The sequence below is a fragment of the Paraburkholderia sp. PGU19 genome (genome assembly GCF_013426915.1).
Lineage (GTDB): Bacteria > Pseudomonadota > Gammaproteobacteria > Burkholderiales > Burkholderiaceae > Paraburkholderia.
On sequence record NZ_AP023179.1, the window covers coordinates 330,728 to 348,547 of the forward strand.

At 63.6% G+C, this 17,820-nt stretch carries 15 protein-coding genes and 1 pseudogene; 12 read left to right on the top strand and 4 right to left on the bottom strand.

Features of this window, described 5'->3' with window-relative positions:
• Positions 1-149: 149 nt before the first annotated feature.
• Positions 150-359, bottom strand: coding sequence for a twin transmembrane helix small protein (locus H1204_RS01465; protein ID WP_180729518.1), 210 nt, complete (start codon positions 357-359; stop codon positions 150-152).
• 87 nt (positions 360-446) lie between these two features.
• On the opposite strand from H1204_RS01465, the gene H1204_RS01470 reads away from it, so the two are divergent.
• The 5 genes from H1204_RS01470 (at position 447) to H1204_RS01490 (ending at position 4,649) form a co-directional block, all read left to right on the top strand.
• A complete protein-coding gene (locus tag H1204_RS01470) occupies positions 447-1,214 on the top strand; it encodes an SURF1 family protein (RefSeq protein WP_180729519.1) in 768 nt (255 codons plus the stop codon).
• Positions 1,215-1,283: 69 nt separating this feature from the next.
• Entirely contained in the window at positions 1,284-1,955 is a 672-nt protein-coding gene (locus H1204_RS01475) for a cytochrome C oxidase subunit I (protein WP_180729520.1), read from the top strand.
• Between the two features lie 51 nt (positions 1,956-2,006).
• On the top strand, positions 2,007-3,116 hold the full coding sequence (locus H1204_RS01480; protein ID WP_180729521.1) for a COX15/CtaA family protein: 1,110 nt from the start codon (positions 2,007-2,009) through the stop codon (positions 3,114-3,116).
• A 5-nt stretch (positions 3,117-3,121) separates the two neighbouring features.
• Positions 3,122-4,027, top strand: coding sequence for a heme o synthase (cyoE, locus tag H1204_RS01485; protein ID WP_180729522.1), 906 nt, complete (start codon positions 3,122-3,124; stop codon positions 4,025-4,027).
• Between the two features lie 4 nt (positions 4,028-4,031).
• Positions 4,032-4,649 carry an SCO family protein gene (locus H1204_RS01490; RefSeq protein WP_180729523.1) on the top strand — a complete coding sequence of 206 codons (618 nt, stop codon included), beginning with the start codon at positions 4,032-4,034 and terminating at the stop codon, positions 4,647-4,649.
• A gap of 81 nt (positions 4,650-4,730) precedes the next feature.
• Here H1204_RS01490 and H1204_RS01495 read toward each other — a convergent pair whose 3' ends face one another.
• Positions 4,731-5,021, bottom strand: a complete 291-nt coding sequence (locus tag H1204_RS01495; RefSeq protein ID WP_007579663.1) for a YciI family protein — start codon at positions 5,019-5,021, stop codon at positions 4,731-4,733.
• A gap of 216 nt (positions 5,022-5,237) precedes the next feature.
• Between H1204_RS01495 and H1204_RS01500 the strand changes: the two genes are divergently transcribed.
• Positions 5,238-7,004 (top strand): methyl-accepting chemotaxis protein, encoded by a 1,767-nt coding sequence (locus H1204_RS01500; RefSeq protein WP_243468540.1) that lies wholly within the window; start codon positions 5,238-5,240, stop codon positions 7,002-7,004.
• Between the two features lie 7 nt (positions 7,005-7,011).
• On the opposite strand, the gene H1204_RS01505 is transcribed toward H1204_RS01500, so the two are convergent.
• Positions 7,012-7,992, bottom strand: a complete 981-nt coding sequence (locus tag H1204_RS01505) for an FkbM family methyltransferase (protein WP_243468541.1) — start codon at positions 7,990-7,992, stop codon at positions 7,012-7,014.
• 170 nt (positions 7,993-8,162) lie between these two features.
• Between H1204_RS01505 and H1204_RS01510 the strand changes: the two genes are divergently transcribed.
• Positions 8,163-8,975: a MetQ/NlpA family lipoprotein gene (locus H1204_RS01510; RefSeq protein WP_079484196.1), complete on the top strand. Its 813-nt coding sequence runs from the start codon at positions 8,163-8,165 to the stop codon at positions 8,973-8,975.
• A gap of 94 nt (positions 8,976-9,069) precedes the next feature.
• Here H1204_RS01510 and H1204_RS01515 read toward each other — a convergent pair whose 3' ends face one another.
• A complete protein-coding gene (locus tag H1204_RS01515; protein WP_180729524.1) occupies positions 9,070-9,993 on the bottom strand; it encodes a bifunctional helix-turn-helix transcriptional regulator/GNAT family N-acetyltransferase in 924 nt (307 codons plus the stop codon).
• Positions 9,994-10,370: 377 nt separating this feature from the next.
• On the opposite strand from H1204_RS01515, the gene H1204_RS01520 reads away from it, so the two are divergent.
• The 5 genes and pseudogenes from H1204_RS01520 (at position 10,371) to nagE (ending at position 17,771) form a co-directional block, all read left to right on the top strand.
• Entirely contained in the window at positions 10,371-11,105 is a 735-nt protein-coding gene (locus H1204_RS01520; RefSeq protein ID WP_180729525.1) for a GntR family transcriptional regulator, read from the top strand.
• Positions 11,106-11,196: 91 nt separating this feature from the next.
• Positions 11,197-12,299 (top strand): annotated as a pseudogene (nagA, locus tag H1204_RS01525) (N-acetylglucosamine-6-phosphate deacetylase).
• Entirely contained in the window at positions 12,292-13,302 is a 1,011-nt protein-coding gene (locus tag H1204_RS01530) for an SIS domain-containing protein (RefSeq protein ID WP_180730834.1), read from the top strand. Before nagA ends, H1204_RS01530 begins: the two are co-directional and overlap by 8 nt.
• Before the next feature lie 13 nt (positions 13,303-13,315).
• Entirely contained in the window at positions 13,316-15,904 is a 2,589-nt protein-coding gene (gene ptsP, locus H1204_RS01535; protein ID WP_180729526.1) for a phosphoenolpyruvate--protein phosphotransferase, read from the top strand.
• A gap of 109 nt (positions 15,905-16,013) precedes the next feature.
• On the top strand, positions 16,014-17,771 hold the full coding sequence (nagE, locus tag H1204_RS01540) for an N-acetylglucosamine-specific PTS transporter subunit IIBC (protein WP_180729527.1): 1,758 nt from the start codon (positions 16,014-16,016) through the stop codon (positions 17,769-17,771).
• The last annotated feature ends 49 nt before the right edge of the window (positions 17,772-17,820 follow it).

Below are 17,820 nucleotides of genomic sequence, written 5' to 3' on the forward strand. Positions count from 1 at the left end.
GTGAGGATTTCGCCGATCGCGTAACGGTGTATTGCCAGATCGGCGCGAAATTAAGTGGCATACTTCGCCGTCAAATTCAGGCGGCACACGTCAGGCTAGCGCACCGCGCGGCGCGTGCGGTTATCGCTGAACGCGCTGCACCTGTGCCGTCAACGTCCGTACGGAATGCCCGTCGAATGAATCCAGCCCATCCAGTTTGCGAACAGGATGAACAGGAACAGCGAAATCGACAGGCCGACGCGCGTGGCCAGCGACCACACCATACGCTTCGTTTTGCCCCGGTCGTGCATCATGAAGTACAGCGCGGACACCATGCTGGCGATGATCAGGACGAACGCGATGGGAACGAGAATGTGCATGGAACCAACTGAAATTCAGGAAAGCGAACGCAACGATTTCATTATCGCACCGCACGCAATGGTTCGTGTCTCGACCAGAATCGCGCGATGAAGATTCGTCTCATACCGGCGCTGCTGATTCTGATCGTCGTCGCGGTGACGATGCGGCTCGGTTTCTGGCAGCGCGACCGCGCGCATCAGAAGGAAGCGTTGCAGGCGCAGATCACGCAGTTCGAGAACGCGCCTGCGCAGACCGTTGGCGCTGCGTCCGTCGCGCTGAAGGACATCGAGTTTCATCGCGTGCGTGCGGTTGGACAGTTTATGCCGCAGCAAGTGGTATACCTCGATAATCGCTCGTATAACGACCAGCCGGGCTTTTACGTCGTGATGCCCTTTAAACTGCGCGACGGCGGCGTGGTGCTCGTCAATCGCGGTTGGCTGCCGCGCAACGTGAACGAACGCACGGCGATCGCGCCGTACGATACGCCGAAGGGTGAGATCGAAATCGAAGGCATCGCGCGCGCCGATGCGACCCGTGCGTATGAGCTTGGCGAGGGCGGCTCGGCAGCGCATCAGACGATTCGCCAGAATCTCGATGTCGTGTCGTACGCGGCGGAGACGGGCTTGCCGCTGCAGCCGTTCGTGATCCAGCAGACCAGCGACGACGGCGACAAACTCGTGCGCGACTGGCCGGCGCCGACGTCGGGCGTCGAACGCAACTACGGCTATATGGCGCAGTGGTGGGGCATGGCTGCCGCCGCAGTGGTTTTCGGCCTGTATGCGGCCCGGCGTGCGGCGAAGAATGCGAATCGAATCGAGAGCAAGGGGCCGGAAGGCGGCGACGCGGCCAGCAACGGACAGGCGCCCCGCGCGTGATGCCACACGCGTTGCTCGGATACAGCTTACAGGCGTGATGCAATCGCCATCATGAAGAGAGGATCAGGAGTGTCGACGCAAAACCCCCGTTCGCAGCAAGCCGGACAGCAACCCGTACATGGCGGGCAGAATAAAGCTCCGGGTCAACCGAACGGCAGAGGCTCGTGGCAGCGCGGTCGCTGGACGCTTCTGCTGATCGCGTTGGTCTGCGCGGCGCCCGTTATCGGCTCGTACTTCACGTACTACGTGATCAAGCCGAAGGGCAGTACGACGAGTTACGGCACGCTGATCGAACCGCAGCGCCCGATCCCCGACGCGCTCGTCGTCACGGGCGAGGACGGCAAGCCGATGAAGCTCGCGTCGTTGCGCGGCCGCTGGCTGCTGATTTCCGTCGACAACAGCGCGTGCGACAAGCCCTGTGTGACGAAGCTGTATTTCATGCGTCAGGTGCGCGCGACCCAGGCGGGCGAGCGCGAGCGCATCGTCAACGTGTTTCTGCGCACGGATGCCGGCAAGGTGCCCGACGTCGTCGATAACGCGTACAAGGACACGGAGATGCTGATCGCCGATCCGAAGGAAGTGAGCGCATGGCTGCCCGCCGACGAAGGCACGCAGGTCTCCGATCACATCTACATGGTCGACCCGAACGGCAACCTGATGATGCGTTTCCCGAAAGACGCAAACCCGAGCAAGATCAAGGGTGATGTCACGAAACTGCTCAGAAATTCGGGTATCGGCTAAAGTGCCGCGAGCACGTTGAAACTCGCCGGGTGGCGAGAGAAGGAAAGATAGATGTTCGTATTGCAACTGGGACTGATCGGGCTGTGCATTGCGCTGCTGCCGCTGTCGTACGTGTGGGTGAAAGCCGACGACAACAAGTTTCGCAAGCTGGTCTGGGTCACGACCTTCCTGACGCTGGACCTCGTGATGTTCGGCGGCTTTACACGCCTGACCGATTCTGGGCTTGGCTGTCCGGATTGGCCGGGCTGCTATGGCACGTCGTCGCCGTTCATCGCACACGCGGCGATCAATGCCGCGTATCACGCGATGCCGTCGGGCCCCGTCAGCATGACGAAGGCATGGATCGAGATGGTTCACCGCTACTTCGCGATGGCGATCGGCGTGCTGATCGTCGCGCAGACGGTTATCGCGTGGGTCGCGCGCATCAAGCGCCGTCCGCTGCACGTATCGCCGTGGTGGCCGACGTCGCTGCTGCTGCTGATCCTCGTGCAGGGCGCGTTCGGCGCATGGACCGTGACGATGAAGCTCCAACCCGTGATCGTGACGATTCATCTGTTGCTCGGGCTCGCGCTGCTCGGCACGCTCGGCTGGCTTGCCGCGCGTCAGACGCCACTGCCCGCCTATGAGCCGGAAGCGTCGCAGTGGCGTGTTGCCGCCGTGTTCGGCCTCGCGCTGCTGATCGTGCAAATCGCGCTCGGCGGCTGGGTCAGCACGAACTACGCGGTGCTCGCCTGCACCGATTTCCCGACCTGCAACGGTCAGTGGCTTCCGCCGATGGACTTCGAGCACGGCTTCCATCTGTGGCGCGCGCTCGGCATGACGGGCGACGGCGACGTCATCACGCAGGACGCGCTCGTCGCGATCCACTGGACGCATCGCACCTTCGCCTTTGTCGTGGTTGCGTATCTGCTGTGGTTCGCGCTGAAAATGCGCCGCTTCGAGTCGCTGCGGCGGCCCGCGAACGGCGTGCTGCTCGTGATCGTGATCCAGTTCATCACGGGCCTGTCGAACATCGTTTTGCAATGGCCGTTGCCCATTGCCGTCGCCCATAACGGCGGGGCCGCGATCCTGCTGCTGTTGCTCGTTATGTTAAACTTTCGAATCGCTTATAGCCGTCCCGGCCGCGCCATGGTTCCCGCGCGCGACGCCGCGCCAGCGTGACCCACATGGACAGCACGACTCTCCCCCATTCGCCCGGTAGCCGGATTTCTCAATACATTGCGCTGACGAAGCCGCGTGTCACGCAGCTCGCCGTGTTTTGCGCAGTAATCGGTATGTTCCTGGCCACGCCCGGCATGGTGCCGTGGACGGTGCTGATCGGCGGCGCAGTCGGCATCTGGTTGCTGGCGGGCGCTGCGTTCGCTATCAACTGTCTCGTCGAGCAGAAAGTCGACGCGAAGATGCGCCGCACCGCGTGGCGTCCTTCGGCGCGCGGCGAGATCACCACGTCGCAGATTCTGCTGTTCTCGGCCGCGCTCGGCGGCCTTGGCATGTGGACGCTCTACACGTTCACCAACGCGCTGACCATGTGGCTCACCATCGCCACCTTCGTCGGCTACGCGATCGTCTACACGCTCTTGCTCAAGCCTTATACCCCGCAGAACATCGTGATCGGCGGCGCATCGGGTGCGATGCCGCCGGCGCTCGGCTGGGCGGCCGTGACGGGCGCTGTGCCCGGCGACGCGTGGATTCTCGTGCTGATCATCTTCGTCTGGACGCCGCCGCATTTCTGGGCGCTCGCGCTGTATCGCCGCAAGGACTACGAAAACGCCGGCCTGCCGATGCTGCCCATCACCCACGGCGAGCAGTACACGCGTCTGCATATCTTGCTGTACACCGTCATTCTGTTCGCGGTCACGATGATGCCGTTTATCTCGGGCATGAGCGGAGTCGTGTATCTGGCGTCGGCGGTTCTGTTGGGTGCCGTGTTCCTCGCGTATGCGTGGAAGATTTATCGGGAATATTCCGACGACCTCGCGCGTAAAACCTTCCGTTATTCGATCGTTTATCTGTCGCTGCTGTTTGCGGCGCTGTTGATCGACCACTATGCGCGTGCCTTGATCGGCGCGTAACACCATGCTCACTAAACGGTTCGCGCGCGCGGCGCGCGTTGCTCTCGTCGCGTGCGCGCTAGGCGGCGCGGCGCTGATGTCGGGATGCGGGAAGGAACAGCCCGCGTTCACGAACGTCGATATCACGGGAAACAAGCAGTTCGGCGCAGACTTTTCGTTGCCCGATACGAGCGGCAAGATGCGCTCGCTTGCCGACTACAAAGGCAAGGTCGTCGTGATGTTCTTCGGCTATACGCATTGCCCCGACGTCTGCCCGACGACGATGGCCGAGCTTTCGCAGGCGCTCCAGCAACTCGGCCCCGAAGACGCGAAGCGCGTGCAGGTGCTGTTCGTCACCGTCGATCCCGAGCGCGATACGCCAGAACTGATGTCGCAGTACGTGCCCGCGTTCAATCCGACGTTCGTCGGCCTGCGCCCTGCCGATCAGGAGCAGCTGACGAAGGTGACGAAGGACTTCCGCGTCTACTACGCGAAGGTGCCGGGCAAGACGCCCGACAGCTACACGATGGATCACACGGCCGCGAGCTACGTGTTCGATACCGACGGCAAGCTGCGTCTTTTCGCGCGTGACGGGCAGGGCGCATCGCCGTGGGTGCACGATCTGAAGCTGTTGCTCGGCTGAGCGAGCGGCGCGAAAGTCGCACCTCGAAATGACAAAGGCTGCACGACGACGTGCAGCCTTTTTCATTTTCTAAGCCCCAATTCACTCGGGCGCTTTCAGATTCATCCCTGGCGCCATCCGCGTCGCCTTGAACTCCGTCACGTCATAGCGCGCCACTTTCTGCTGCGCAAATGGATCGCTCGCGAGAATCTCGTCGAGTCTCGATCGTTCGATACCCGCCGCGATGATCACGCCGCCGTCACGCGGCACCTTCGGCCCTGCCATGATGAACACGCCCGCGTCGAACTGACGCGTCAGGAACGCGCGGTGCGCTTCCAGCGCATCGTCGACACGATCGAGCGATGCCGTGTAACTGAGGGAGACGACATACATAAAAAACCTCGCAAATGGGGAAGAGGCGGACGGCGCGCGCAGGCGCCGCATCCCGCCATTATCGGCTGACACCGTGCCGGGCGTGACTGACGGGCCGCCTCAAGTCGGCGCATCGATCTGCCGTTATCCAAGAGAGCAATCGTTTGCGCCCATTCTGTCTTAAGCGGGCGCCGCAGATTTGCCAAAGATGTGACCACACCACAAGAGACCAACACAATGAGTAGGATGAGTCTGAACCGCAAGCTGTGGTTATCGCTTGTGCTCGTATGGCTGGGCTTGCTGGGCGTCGGATTGTGGAGCGCGGTGGAAACCCGCTCGACAATGCTCGACGAACGCAAGGCAGGCATGGTGAATCTCGTCGATGCCGCGCAAGGCGTCGTAAGCGGCTACTACGCGCTCGCGCAGGCCGGCAAGATGAGCGAGGCCGATGCGCAGCGCGAAGCGCTCGCGCGTCTCGCGACGATGCGCTACGGCGAGTCCGGTTATCTGTTCGTGATGGATTCGAAGCCCGTCGTGCTGATGCATCCGACCTTGCCGCAAATGAACGGCAAAGCGGTGGGCGACTTCAAGGACCCGGACGGCAAGCTGCTGTACGTGTCGATCGTCGACGCGGCGAAGGCGACGGGCAAAGGTTTCGCCGAATATCGAGGACGTCTGCCGCACAGCGAAGAGGCAGTGCCGAAAATCAGCTATGCCGTGCATTTCGCGCCGTGGGACTGGAACATCGTCAGCGGCGTGTTCGTGCGCGACATCGATACCGCTTACTACGCGAACCTGATCGAGCATTTCATCGTGGTGCTGGTGATCGGCGCGGGAATTTCGTTCGCGATGCTGCTGATCATCCGCAATGTGCGCGGCAGCCTCGGCGGCGAGCCGCAGGATGCCGCCAGGCTCGCGGCGCGTATCGCGACGGGCGACCTCACGCAGATCGTGTCCCTGCGCGCGAACGATTCGTCGAGCATGATGGCCGCAATGAACGAGATGCAAAGCCGCTTGCAGCGCGCGATCGGCGAGATTCGCCAGTCGGCGGAATCGATTGCGTCGGCGACGCAGGAGATCGCGGCGGGCAACGGCGATCTGTCGCAGCGCACCGAACAGCAGGCGGCGTCACTGCAGGAAACGGCGGCGAGCATGGAAGAGCTGACGGCGACCGTCAAGCAGAACGCCGACAACGCGCGCCAGGCGAGCGGCCTCGCGAACAACGCGTCGGACATCGCGACGAAGGGCAACGAGGTCGTGAATCGCGTGATCAGCACGATGACGGAGATCAACGACAGTTCGCGGCAAATCTCCGACATCATCGGTGTGATCGAGGGCATCGCGTTCCAGACGAACATTCTCGCGCTGAACGCGGCCGTCGAAGCGGCGCGCGCGGGCGAACAGGGCCGCGGCTTCGCGGTCGTCGCGGGGGAAGTGCGCAGCCTTGCGCAACGTTCGGCGACGGCGGCGAAGGAAATCAAGCAGCTGATCGGCGCATCGGTGGAGCGCGTCAACAACGGCTACACGCTCGTCGAGCAGGCGGGCACGACGATGAGCGAGATCATGCAGGCAGTGCGCCGCGTGACGGACATCATGGGCGAAATCGCGGCGGCGTCGGAAGAGCAGAGCAGCGGCATTTCGCAGGTGGGACGTGCCGTCACGCAGATGGACGAGGTCACGCAGCAGAACGCGGCGCTGGTCGAGCAGGCCGCGGCGGCGGCTGCATCGCTGCAGGATCAGGCGACCCGTCTGCGTCAGACGATCGGTACATTCCGGGTAAATGGCGGTGAGCCGATGGCCGTTGCGAAGACGGTTCCCGTGGCAGCGAAGAAGGTCGTGAATGCAGCGGCCAAGCCAGTCGCGAAGCCGGCAGCCGCCGCAGCCGCGACGGCGACGAAAGCGGACCTCGGCGCGCGCGAGGTCGCGAGGCCGGCCGTGAAGACGGACGCGTCGCCGCGTCCGGTAAAGGCGTCGTTATCCGATGACGATTGGACTACCTTCTAACGGCTTCTCAACCGAGAACGAGTCCGTTCTCGGTTTGATGGATGTGCTGCAAGGTCGGGTCGGATTCGTGGATCGCCAGTTGATCAATTCCATAGTCGAACTGACGATAACCGAGTTCAGTTAGAAAAGTCTGAATCGCGTCGCGATCAGACTTGATCATTTCAATCAGCATGACGGGGCGGTGTCGTTCGAGCACGGGGCGTGCCCCGCGCAAGACGTCGAGTTCCATCCCTTCGACGTCGAGCTTCAAAAAGTCCAGTCGGTCGAGATTCAAAGAGGGCAGATCGATCACGGGCACCTTGACGCCGTCCTGCGCGTCGTAAGAGATCGGCTGCCCAATTGCCTCCGTATTCTCGCGTTGACGCAGTTCCAGACTGCCGAAGCTTGCAGGCCGCGTATAGTCCGGCCGCGGCACGATCATCTCTCCGCAGGTTTCGCCCAGCGCTGCCAGCCTTGCTCGCACGTTCATGCAGTTGTTGAGCGCGATGTTGCCCGCCAGCGCGTAATACACAGCTTCCTGCGCTTCGAACGAATGCACCTCGCCCCATCCGTACATATGCCGCGACCATTCGATCGTATGCACACCGACGTTCGCTCCGCCGTCGATCGCGAGCACTCCGTCGCCGAAATGGCGGCGGCGCAGGTCGAGAATCAGGAGTGCAAGTTTGATTTCGTTGAGATCGAATTGAGACGCCGTGAGCAACTGAAAGCCGACGCCATACATTCCGCCATCGGGACTAATAGCGAAATCGTTCCGGTTAACGATCATGTTGCCGTGATTGGTCGAGGCGAGAACGAAGGCGATGGGGCGAGCGGGATATGACATGTGTTTCTCGTTTGAGTCGTGAGTGAAGTGTCGGCAACGAAGGCAGGGTGAGATGCGTCCGACGAATCGATTGGGTCTGAAAGGCAGGCTTATCTTAAAAAAGCGGCGCGCATGCTTATATAGGACGACTCCTAAAGCGCCGTGCGCGGCGGGGCACGCCATGCAACCCCGTGACAAAGCCGCGCGGGACAACGTGCATACCCATATGCGAACCCTGTATTTCCCATCGACGCGCGCCTGTGAGACGATTTAGGGCTCGACACTTCGCGGGCGATGTCAATGTGCCCGCTGTCGAAGGCGAATCCGAAACAAGGCAGTCAAGAGAGAATCACATGCAGCGCAGAACACTCATCAAGGTCTTTTCCGCAGCGCTCGCTTCGGCGGCGCTCGTCACAAGCTTCGGCGCACGCGCCGACGACAAGGTCATCAAGGTAGGCACGATCAGCGGCCCCGACGCGCAAATCTGGTCGGTAGTACAGAAGGTCGCGAAGCGCGAAGGGCTGAACGTGAAAGTCATCGAGTTCAACGATTACGTGCAGCCGAACGCCGCGCTCGACGCAGGCGACCTCGACGCGAACAGCTTCCAGCATCAGCCGTATCTCGACAGTCAGATCAAGCAGCGCGGCTACAAGATTGTCAACGCCGGCCTGACCTACATCTCGCCGCTCGGCGTCTATTCGAAGAAGCTGAAGTCGCTGAAGGATCTGCCGCAAGGCGCAAAGGTCGCGGTGCCAAACGATCCGTCGAATGAAAATCGCGCGCTGCTGCTGTTGCAGTCGCAAGGCGTGATCAAGCTGAAGGCGGGCGCGGGCACGAACGGCAGCAATGCGACGCCGCTCGATGTCGCCGACAATCCGAAGAAGGTGAAGCTGATCGAACTGGACGCAGCGCAATTGCCGCGTTCGCTCTCCGACGTCGACGCTGCTGCGATCAACACGAACTTTGCGCTGGCAGCCGGCCTGCAGCCGACCAAAGATGCAATCGCGCTCGAAGACGTGCACAGCCCGTACGCGAACCTGATCGCCGTGCGCATCAAGGACAAGGATCAGCCGTGGGTGAAGAAGCTGGTCGCGGCGTATCAGTCGGAAGACGTGCGCCAGTTCATCAAGACAGAGTTCAAGGGTTCTGTCGTGCCGTCGTTCTAAGCGACGCAGCCTGATCGCATGATGTGAAAGAAAAGCGCCACGGGAAACCGTGGCGCTTTTTTTATGCGCGCCGCAAAGGCACGAGACGCTGCCGCTATAGTGCGCGCTCCCATTGCTCGATGACGAGATCGCGCCCGAAGCGCCATTCCGCTGCCGTCGATATCAGCGCAAAGCCAGCCTGCGTAACGAGCCGCCGCGCGTCGTCGAGCGAACTCTCGCTTTCGACGGAGAGCGTCCGATATCCCGTGCGCTTCGCGAAGCGCACGCATTCGTTGATCAATTGCGTGCCGATGCCGAGCCTCCGCGCGTCCGGTTCGACATACAGCATACGCACACTCGCCTGCATGTCGGATGCCGCCGCGACGAGCGCCGAACCGACGATCAAGCCATCCTGTTCCGCGACCCAGCAGATTTCGCGCAACGTGTCGTGACCCTGCGCGAAGCGCGCAGCCTGCTGCGCGAGCAGCGCTTCGAACGTGTGATCCCAGCCATGGCCATATGCGAACAGCTGCGCCTGGCGCGAAACCAGCCAACCGTATTCGCCCGCACGCGGCGCGCGCAGCGTGACGATGCTATGCCGCGGCCGCTCGTCGAGCAGGCGCTCGATCAGCTTCATCGCGTGGATCAGTTGATCCTGCGAATGCGGCGCGAGCCGCGCGAGCACGGCGCCGACCTCGTCGAGGGCGGCGGCGTCGAGCGGCTGATACGCGGCAAGTCCCGCCTCGGTCAACGAGACGAGCGACTGGCGCGCGTCGATCTCCGACGTCCGCCGCGAAATCAGGTTGCGCCGCTCGAAGCTCGACAGCAGCCGGCTCAGATAGCCGCTGTCGATGCCGAGATTGCGCGCAAGCGCCGCCGCCGTCTGGTGCTCGCTGCGCGACAGCTCGTGCATGACGCGCACCTCGGTCAGCGAATACGGGCTTTTCTGCAGATGTTCGTGCAGCGCCCCAATGTGCTGCGTATAAAAACGATTGAAATGGCGGACGGCTTCCGCCCGGACTATAGCGGGATCGTTCACCGTTTCCGCTCCCCGTATTGGCCTGTCATTCGGTTCACCAAGCTATGTTGTTTCCATCGAGTGATCGCTCGCGAATTTCGAAGTTTGCACCAGATCGTTAATAAAGAGGTATGACATTTGCGGGTTAACGCACGTAACTTGACAGACGATTCGTGCGGACCAGTTGGACAACTGGTCTCAGATACGGGAATGCCCTAATGCCAGTGGTCTGTCAGTTGGAAACCGCTTAATTCCCGGAATTCCTTATCAGACAAGGGTTTGCTTGATGTAGACCAGCTTGATACCACCTCGTTGACTGGTATTATGGTGGTTATATAATGGGCTCCAATTTCGCAGGCCGAGCAGTCCAGTCTCCTCACGATCCCCGACCGAGCCATATGGAAACCCGTTGGTCCGCACTGACACCTGACGTCCACAACGTCACGCCGCTCTACTTGCAGCTCGCCCGCAATCTGGCGACGGCGATCCATTGCGGCGTGTGGTCGGCGGGTGAGGCACTGCCGTCGGAGCGCTCGTTGTCCGATGCGATCGGCGTGTCGCGTATCACGGCGCGCAAGGCGATTGCGCTGCTGGTCGAGCAAGGCTTGATCCGGCGCGCGCGCGGCGCCGGCAGCTTCATCACGCCGCGCGTCGAAGATCCGCTGTCGCGTCTCACCGGCTTCACCAAGAAGATGGAGCAGCGTGGCTTCCGTCCGGATTCGATATGGCTCGAACGCGAGGTCCGCAGCGCGACGCGCGACGAGATCGTGCATCTGGGTCTCTCGCCGGGCGCGTCCGTCGCGAGCCTGCGCCGTTTGCGCCGCGCCGACGGCATCGTGATGGCGGTCGAGCATTCGTCGTTGCCCGTGTCGATCGTGTCCGATCCGCAGGCCATCGGCGGCTCGCTCTACAGCTACCTCGAACAGCGCGGCTTGCCCGTCGTTCGCGCGCTGCAGCACTTTCGCGCCGTCAACGCGTCGAGCGAAATCTCGACGCTGATGGACATCGAACAAGGCAGCGCGCTGTTGCTGATCACGCGCGTGGGCTACAGCGCGGATCAGCGCGCCATCGAACTCACCGATACCTATTGCCGGGACGACTACTACGACTTCGTCGCTGAACTGCGGCTGTGACCTGGCGCGCTGACAGGCGCGACGGCAGACAAACGGAACGCACGCGGCGCGAATCAGTCACGCACTGCATAACGCAACATCAGAGAGACTCATGCTGACCGGAAACATACTCACCCCGAAGGCTGGATCCACGGCACGATCGAATCCGCAAACGGCCGTATCACAGCCATCACGGGCAACGCCGCCGATCCGTCGACCAACGACGCGCCGTACATCCTGCCCGGCTTCATCGACCTGCACGTGCATGGCGGTGGCGGCGCCGACGTGATGGAAGCGGGCAACGCGATCGAGACGATCACGCGTACGCATGCGCGCTTCGGCACGACGAGCCTGCTGGCCACCACGATGACGGCGCCGCGCGACGAGCTGATGGCCGTCGTCGCGGGTCTCGGCGACGTCGCGAAGAACCGCGTGCCGGGCGGCGCGCGCGTGCTCGGCGTGCACCTCGAAGGTCCGTACATCAATCCCGGCAAGCTCGGCGCGCAACCTGACGCGGCCGTGTCGGCCGTGCTCGACGAAGTGCTGAAGTATCTGTCGATCGCTCCCATCCGCGTGGTCACGATCGCGCCGGAAATCTCCGGCCACATGGACATCATCTCCGAGATCAACGCGCGCGGCGTGCGCGTGCAGCTTGGCCACTCGCTCGGTACGTACGACGACGCCATCGCCGCGATGAAGCATGGTGCGCGCAGCTTCACGCACCTGTTCAACGCGATGTCGCCGCTACATCACCGCAATCCGGGGATGGTCGGCGCGGCGCTCGCGCATGCCGAATACGCGGAAATCATTCCCGACCTGCTGCACGTCCATCCGGGCGCGATCCGCGCAGCGATGCGCGCGATTCCGCGTCTCTACGTGGTGACGGACAGCACGTCGGCGACGGGCATGCCTGACGGCGAATATCGCCTCGGCAGCCAGCACGTGACGAAGTGCCTCGGCGGCGTGCGCCTTGCCGACGGCACGCTCGCAGGCAGCACGCTGACGATGGATCAGGCGCTGCGCAACCTCGTATCGCTCGGCCTGCCGATGGCCGATGTGTCAAACCGTATGTCCCGCTACGCCGCCGACTATCTCGGTCTCGAAGACCGCGGCCGTCTCGCGCGCGGCGCGTGGGCAGACATCGTCGTGTTCGATCGCGAACTGGCGTTGACGGCGACTTACGTCGAAGGAGAATCGATTGTCGAATATGCTTAAAGAGGCGCTGGCGTCCGCTGACGTGGTCGCCGCGCAACTCAACGATACGTCGCGCGTGGAAGCGCTCGCGGCCCGTCTCGCACAGGAGCCGCGTCATGTCGCGCTGACGGTCGCGCGCGGCAGCTCGGATCACGCGGCGAGTTACTTCGCCTCGCTGACGATGAGCCGCGTCGGCTTGCCCGTCGCGTCGCTGCCGATGTCGGTCGCGACCCTTCAACAAGCGCCGCTGCAGGTGCGCAATCAGCTTGCGCTCGGCTTCTCGCAATCGGGCAAGAGCCCCGATCTGGTCGGCACGATGCGGGCACTGCGCGAAGCGGGTGCGCTGACCGTGGCCGCCGTCAACGTGCCCGGCTCGCCGCTCGAAGACGCGTGCGAGTTTTATCTGCCGCTGCTTGCCGGTCCCGAACTGAGCGTCGCGGCAACCAAGAGCTATATCGCAATGCTGTCGGTGTCGGCGCAACTCGTCGCGCATTGGCAGAAGGACGAAGCGCTGCTCGACGGCTTGAAGTCACTGCCAGACGCACTGCGCCGTGCGGGCGCGCTCGACTGGTCGAAGGCCGTCGATGAACTGCGCGACGCCGAACGCATGATCGTGATCGGCCGTGGTCTCGGCCTCGCGATCGCGCAGGAAGCGGCGTTGAAGCTGAAGGAAACGTCGGGCATTCAGGCCGAAGCGTTTTCGAGCGCAGAAGTGCGTCACGGTCCGATGGAACTGATCGACCGCGACTATCCGCTGCTCGTGTTCGCCCCGCGCGGACCGGAGCAGGCGGGCCTGTTGCAACTCGCACGAGACATGCAGGCGCGCGGCGCGCGCGTGCTTCTCGCCGCCGATCCAGCCGATGTACCCGAATCCACCTTGCCGCTCGTATCGACAGCGCACGCGGCGCTCGATCCGATTGCCGCAATCCTTTCTTTCTATGTGATGGCTGCCGGCCTCGCCGCCGCTCGCGGACGCAATCCTGATGCGCCGCGCCATCTGATGAAAGTCACCGAAACTCATTGATCGAGAGATGCAGATGCGACGTGTCGAGGAGTCCCGTTTGAAGAGCCATTCCGAAGGCCATATTGTCCTGCTCGCGCCGATGACGGGTCCCGTCGTCCCGCTCGCGAAGGTGCCCGACCCGGTGTTTTCGGGCGGCATGTTCGGCGACGGCATCGGTATCGATCCGCTGGAAGGCAAGCTCGTGGCGCCATGCGACGGCGTCGTGATGCATCTGGCGCGCACCGGCCACGCCGTCACGATCACGACGGCGGAAGGCGCCGAAATCCTGCTGCATATTGGTATCGACACGGTCGAGCTGAACGGCAAGGGCTTTGCGCCGCTGATCGAGCAGGGCGCGACCGTGCGTGCGGGCGACGTGCTGATTGAGTTCGATCAGGATGCCGTTGCGCGCAGTGCGCCGAGTCTTGTTTCGGTGATCGCGATTGCGAACTCGGATGCGTTCGAGATCGTCGAGCGGGCCGCGGCTGATGGCGTACTCAAGGCAGGCCAGTCGCCGCTCCTCACGCTGCGTGTGCGCGACGGTGCGGCCGTGGCGGCATCGCGCGAAGCGTCGAGCGTGAGCGAAGAAGCGCGCCAGACGATCGTGCTCGAACATGCTGGCGGTCTGCATGCGCGTCCCGCAGCACGGGCGCGCGAAGTGGCGCGCGGTCTCGATGCGCGCGTCGAAGTGCGTTTTGAAGGCAAGAAGGCGGCGATCGAAAGCGTCGTTGGCTTGCTCGGTTTGGGCGCGGGGCAGGGCGCGACGGTCGAGATCGTCGGTATCGGCGCGCAGGCTGGTGCGGCCGTCGAGGCGGTAGTGCGCGAACTGACGCGTGAGGCGCACGGCGAAGCGGAAGAAAAGCCCGCGCGCCAACTGTCGCCGGCGCCCGTCGCGGCTGTGCCGAAGACGGGCGAGTCGCTCGCGCCGAACACGCTCGCGGGCGTGTGCGCGGCGCCCGGCATCGCCGTCGGCAAGCTCGTGCGCTGGGACGACGCCGACATCGATCCGCCGGAGACTACGGACAACACGTCCGCCGCCGAAAGCCGCGCGCTCGACAAGGCAATCGCCGCCGTCGACGCCGAACTGAACACGACCGTGCGCGACGCGTCGCAACGCGGCGCGCATGGCGAAGCGGGCATTTTCGCGGTGCATCGCGTGCTGCTCGAAGACCCGACGCTGATCGACGCCGCGCGCGATCTGATCAGCCTCGGCAAGAGCGCTGGCTTTGCATGGCGCGAAGCGATCCGTGCGCAGATCGGCGTGCTGTCGAACGTCGGCGATGCGCTGCTCGCCGAACGTGCCGCCGATTTGCGCGATATCGAGAAGCGCGTGCTGCGCGCGCTCGGTTACTCGAACGCGGCTTCGCGTTCGCTGCCCGATGAGGCCGTGCTGAGCGCGGACGAATTCACGCCGTCCGATCTGTCGTCGCTCGATCGTAAACGTGTCACGGCACTCGTGATGGCGCGCGGCGGCGCGACCTCGCATGCGGCGATCATCGCGCGTCAGGCGGGCATTCCCGCGCTGGTCGCGATGGGCGACGCGCTGCACGCAATCGCCGACGGCACGCAGGTCGTGGTCGACGCGACGGCGGGCCGTCTGGAATACGCGCCGAGCGCACTCGATGTCGAACGCGCGCGCAATGAGCGTGAGCGTCTGGCCGGCGTGCGCGAAGTGAATCGCCGCACGTCGCAGCAAGCCGCCGCCACCAGCGACGGCCGCGCGATCGAAGTCGCCGCCAACATCGCGACACTCGACGATGCAACCACTGCCGTCGATAACGGCGCAGACGCCGTGGGCCTGCTGCGCACGGAGCTGCTGTTCATCCATCGCCAGGCGGCGCCGAGCGTCGACGAACATCGCCAGAGCTATCAGTCGATCGTCGAGGCGCTGAAGGGCCGCACGGCCATCATCCGTACGCTCGACGTCGGCGCGGACAAGGAAGTCGATTACCTGACGCTGGCGCCCGAACCGAACCCGGCGCTCGGCCTGCGCGGCATCCGTCTCGCGCTGGTGCGCCCGGATCTGCTCGAAGACCAGTTGCGCGGCCTGCTCGCGGTTCAGCCGCTCGGCAAGGTGCGCATTCTGCTGCCGATGGTCACGGACGTGGGCGAACTCGTGCGGCTGCGCAAGCGCATCGACGAACTCGCCGCAGAGGCGGGCCGCGCCGAGAAGATCGAAGTCGGCGTGATGATCGAAGTGCCGTCGGCGGCGCTGCTCGCCGATCAACTGTCGAAGCACGCGGACTTTTTGTCGATCGGCACCAACGATCTCACGCAATACACGCTCGCCATGGACCGCTGCCAGCCGGATCTCGCCGCGCAGGCGGACGGCCTGCATCCGGCCGTGCTGCGCCTCGTTTCAGCGGCGGTGCAGGGCGCCGACAAGCACGGCAAGTGGGTTGGCGTGTGCGGCGCGCTGGCAGGCGATCCGCTCGCGGTGCCGCTGCTCGTCGGCCTTGGCGTGACGGAACTGTCCGTTGATCCCGTATCCGTGCCAGGCATCAAGGCGCGCGTGCGCAAACTCGATTATCAGTTGTGCCGTCAGCGCGCCCAGGACGCTCTGGCGCTCGAATCGGCACAAGCGGTAAGAGCCCTGAGCCGCGAAATCTGGCCGCAAGACTGACGGCGCTTGCGTCGCAACCAGTCTGAAAAACCAGATCCGTCAGCTCGACATTTCAACCAGCAAGTAAAGCAATTACGCAACTACACGAGACAAAGGAGTGGAGGTATCAATGGATGGAAATCCGTTTCTGAAGATTCAGCGGCTTGGCCGCGCACTGATGCTGCCGATCGCGGTTTTGCCCGTCGCCGGCCTGTTGCTGCGCCTCGGCCAGCCCGATGTATTCAACATCAAGATGATCGCCGACGCGGGCGGCGCGATCTTCGACAACCTGCCGCTTCTGTTCGCGATCGGCGTCGCTGTCGGCTTCGCGAAGGACAATAACGGCGTTGCGGCGCTGGCGGGCGCGATCGGTTATCTGATCGAAGTGGCCGTGATGAAGGACATCAACGACAAGCTCAACATGGGCGTGCTGTCGGGGATCATCGCCGGTATCGTCGCGGGGATGCTGTACAACAAGTACAAGGACATCAAGCTTCCCGACTACCTCGCGTTCTTCGGAGGCAAGCGCTTCGTGCCGATTGTCACGGGGGTGGCGTGTCTGGTGTTAGGTATCGTGTTCGGCTACGCGTGGGCGCCCGTTCAGGCGGCTATCGACGCGGCCGGCCACTGGCTGACGACGGCGGGCGCAGTCGGCGCGTTCGTGTTCGGCCTGCTGAACCGTCTGCTGCTGGTGACGGGTCTGCATCACATTCTGAACTCGCTCGCGTGGTTCGTGTTCGGCTCGTTCACGCCGCCGGGCGGCGCCGCTGTAACGGGCGATCTGCACCGCTTCTTCGCGGGCGATCCGACGGCGGGCACGTTCATGACGGGCTTCTTCCCGGTCATGATGTTCGGTCTGCCTGCAGCGTGTCTCGCGATGTTCCATGAGGCGCCGAAGGAGCGCCGCGCCATGGTCGGCGGCCTGCTGTTCTCGATGGCGCTGACGTCGTTCCTGACGGGCGTGACGGAGCCGATCGAATTCAGCTTCATGTTCCTCGCGCCTGTGCTGTACGCGATCCACGCGGTGCTGACGGGTCTGTCGCTCGCGATCTGCTCGGCGCTCGGCATCAAGCTCGGCTTCACGTTCTCGGCGGGTGCGATCGACTACGTGCTGAACTACGGCCTGTCGACGAAGGGCTGGGAAGCGATTCCCATCGGCATCGCGTACTCCATCGTCTACTACGGTCTGTTCCGCTTCTTCATCCGCAAGTTCAACATGGCGACGCCGGGCCGTGAGGCGGAGACGCCGGAAGTGGCCAACGAGTCGTATGCGTCTGCTGGTTACGTGGCGCCTGTCGAAGGTGCGGCGGCAGCGTCGGGCACGCGCGCGCAGCGCTATATCGCGGCGCTGGGCGGTGCGGCGAATCTGTCGGTGGTCGATGCTTGCACGACGCGTCTGCGTCTGTCGGTGGTGGATTCGGAGAAGGTGTCGGAGAACGAGCTGAAGTCGATCGGCGCGCGTGGTGTGTTGAAGCGCGGCGGCGGCAACGTGCAGGTGATCATCGGACCGGAAGCGGACATGATCGCCGACGAAATCCGTACGACGATCGCGAGCGGCGGTGCGGTGGCTGTTTCGCCTGCTGCTGTGTCGGCCAAGCCGGCTGCTGCCGCTTCGGCTCCCGCTGCGGCAACGGGCAACGGCCCGCTCGATCCGGACCCGCTGCGTTGGCTCGCCGTGTTCGGCGGCGCGACCAATGTCGTTTCGCTCGAGGCCGTCGCGGCGACGCGTCTGCGTATCGTCGTGCGCGATGCGTCGGCCGTCGATCGCCAGCGTCTCGACACGCTGAGCGTCGCGTGGGTGTCGACGGATACGTTCCACATCGTCGTCGGCAACGACGCGCAGCGTTACGCGCAGCAACTGTCGACGCGCCTGACGGCAACGGCCTGACGTTCGTCTAAGCCTGAGCCTTTGGCAAAGAAAATCGGCGCCCAGCGGG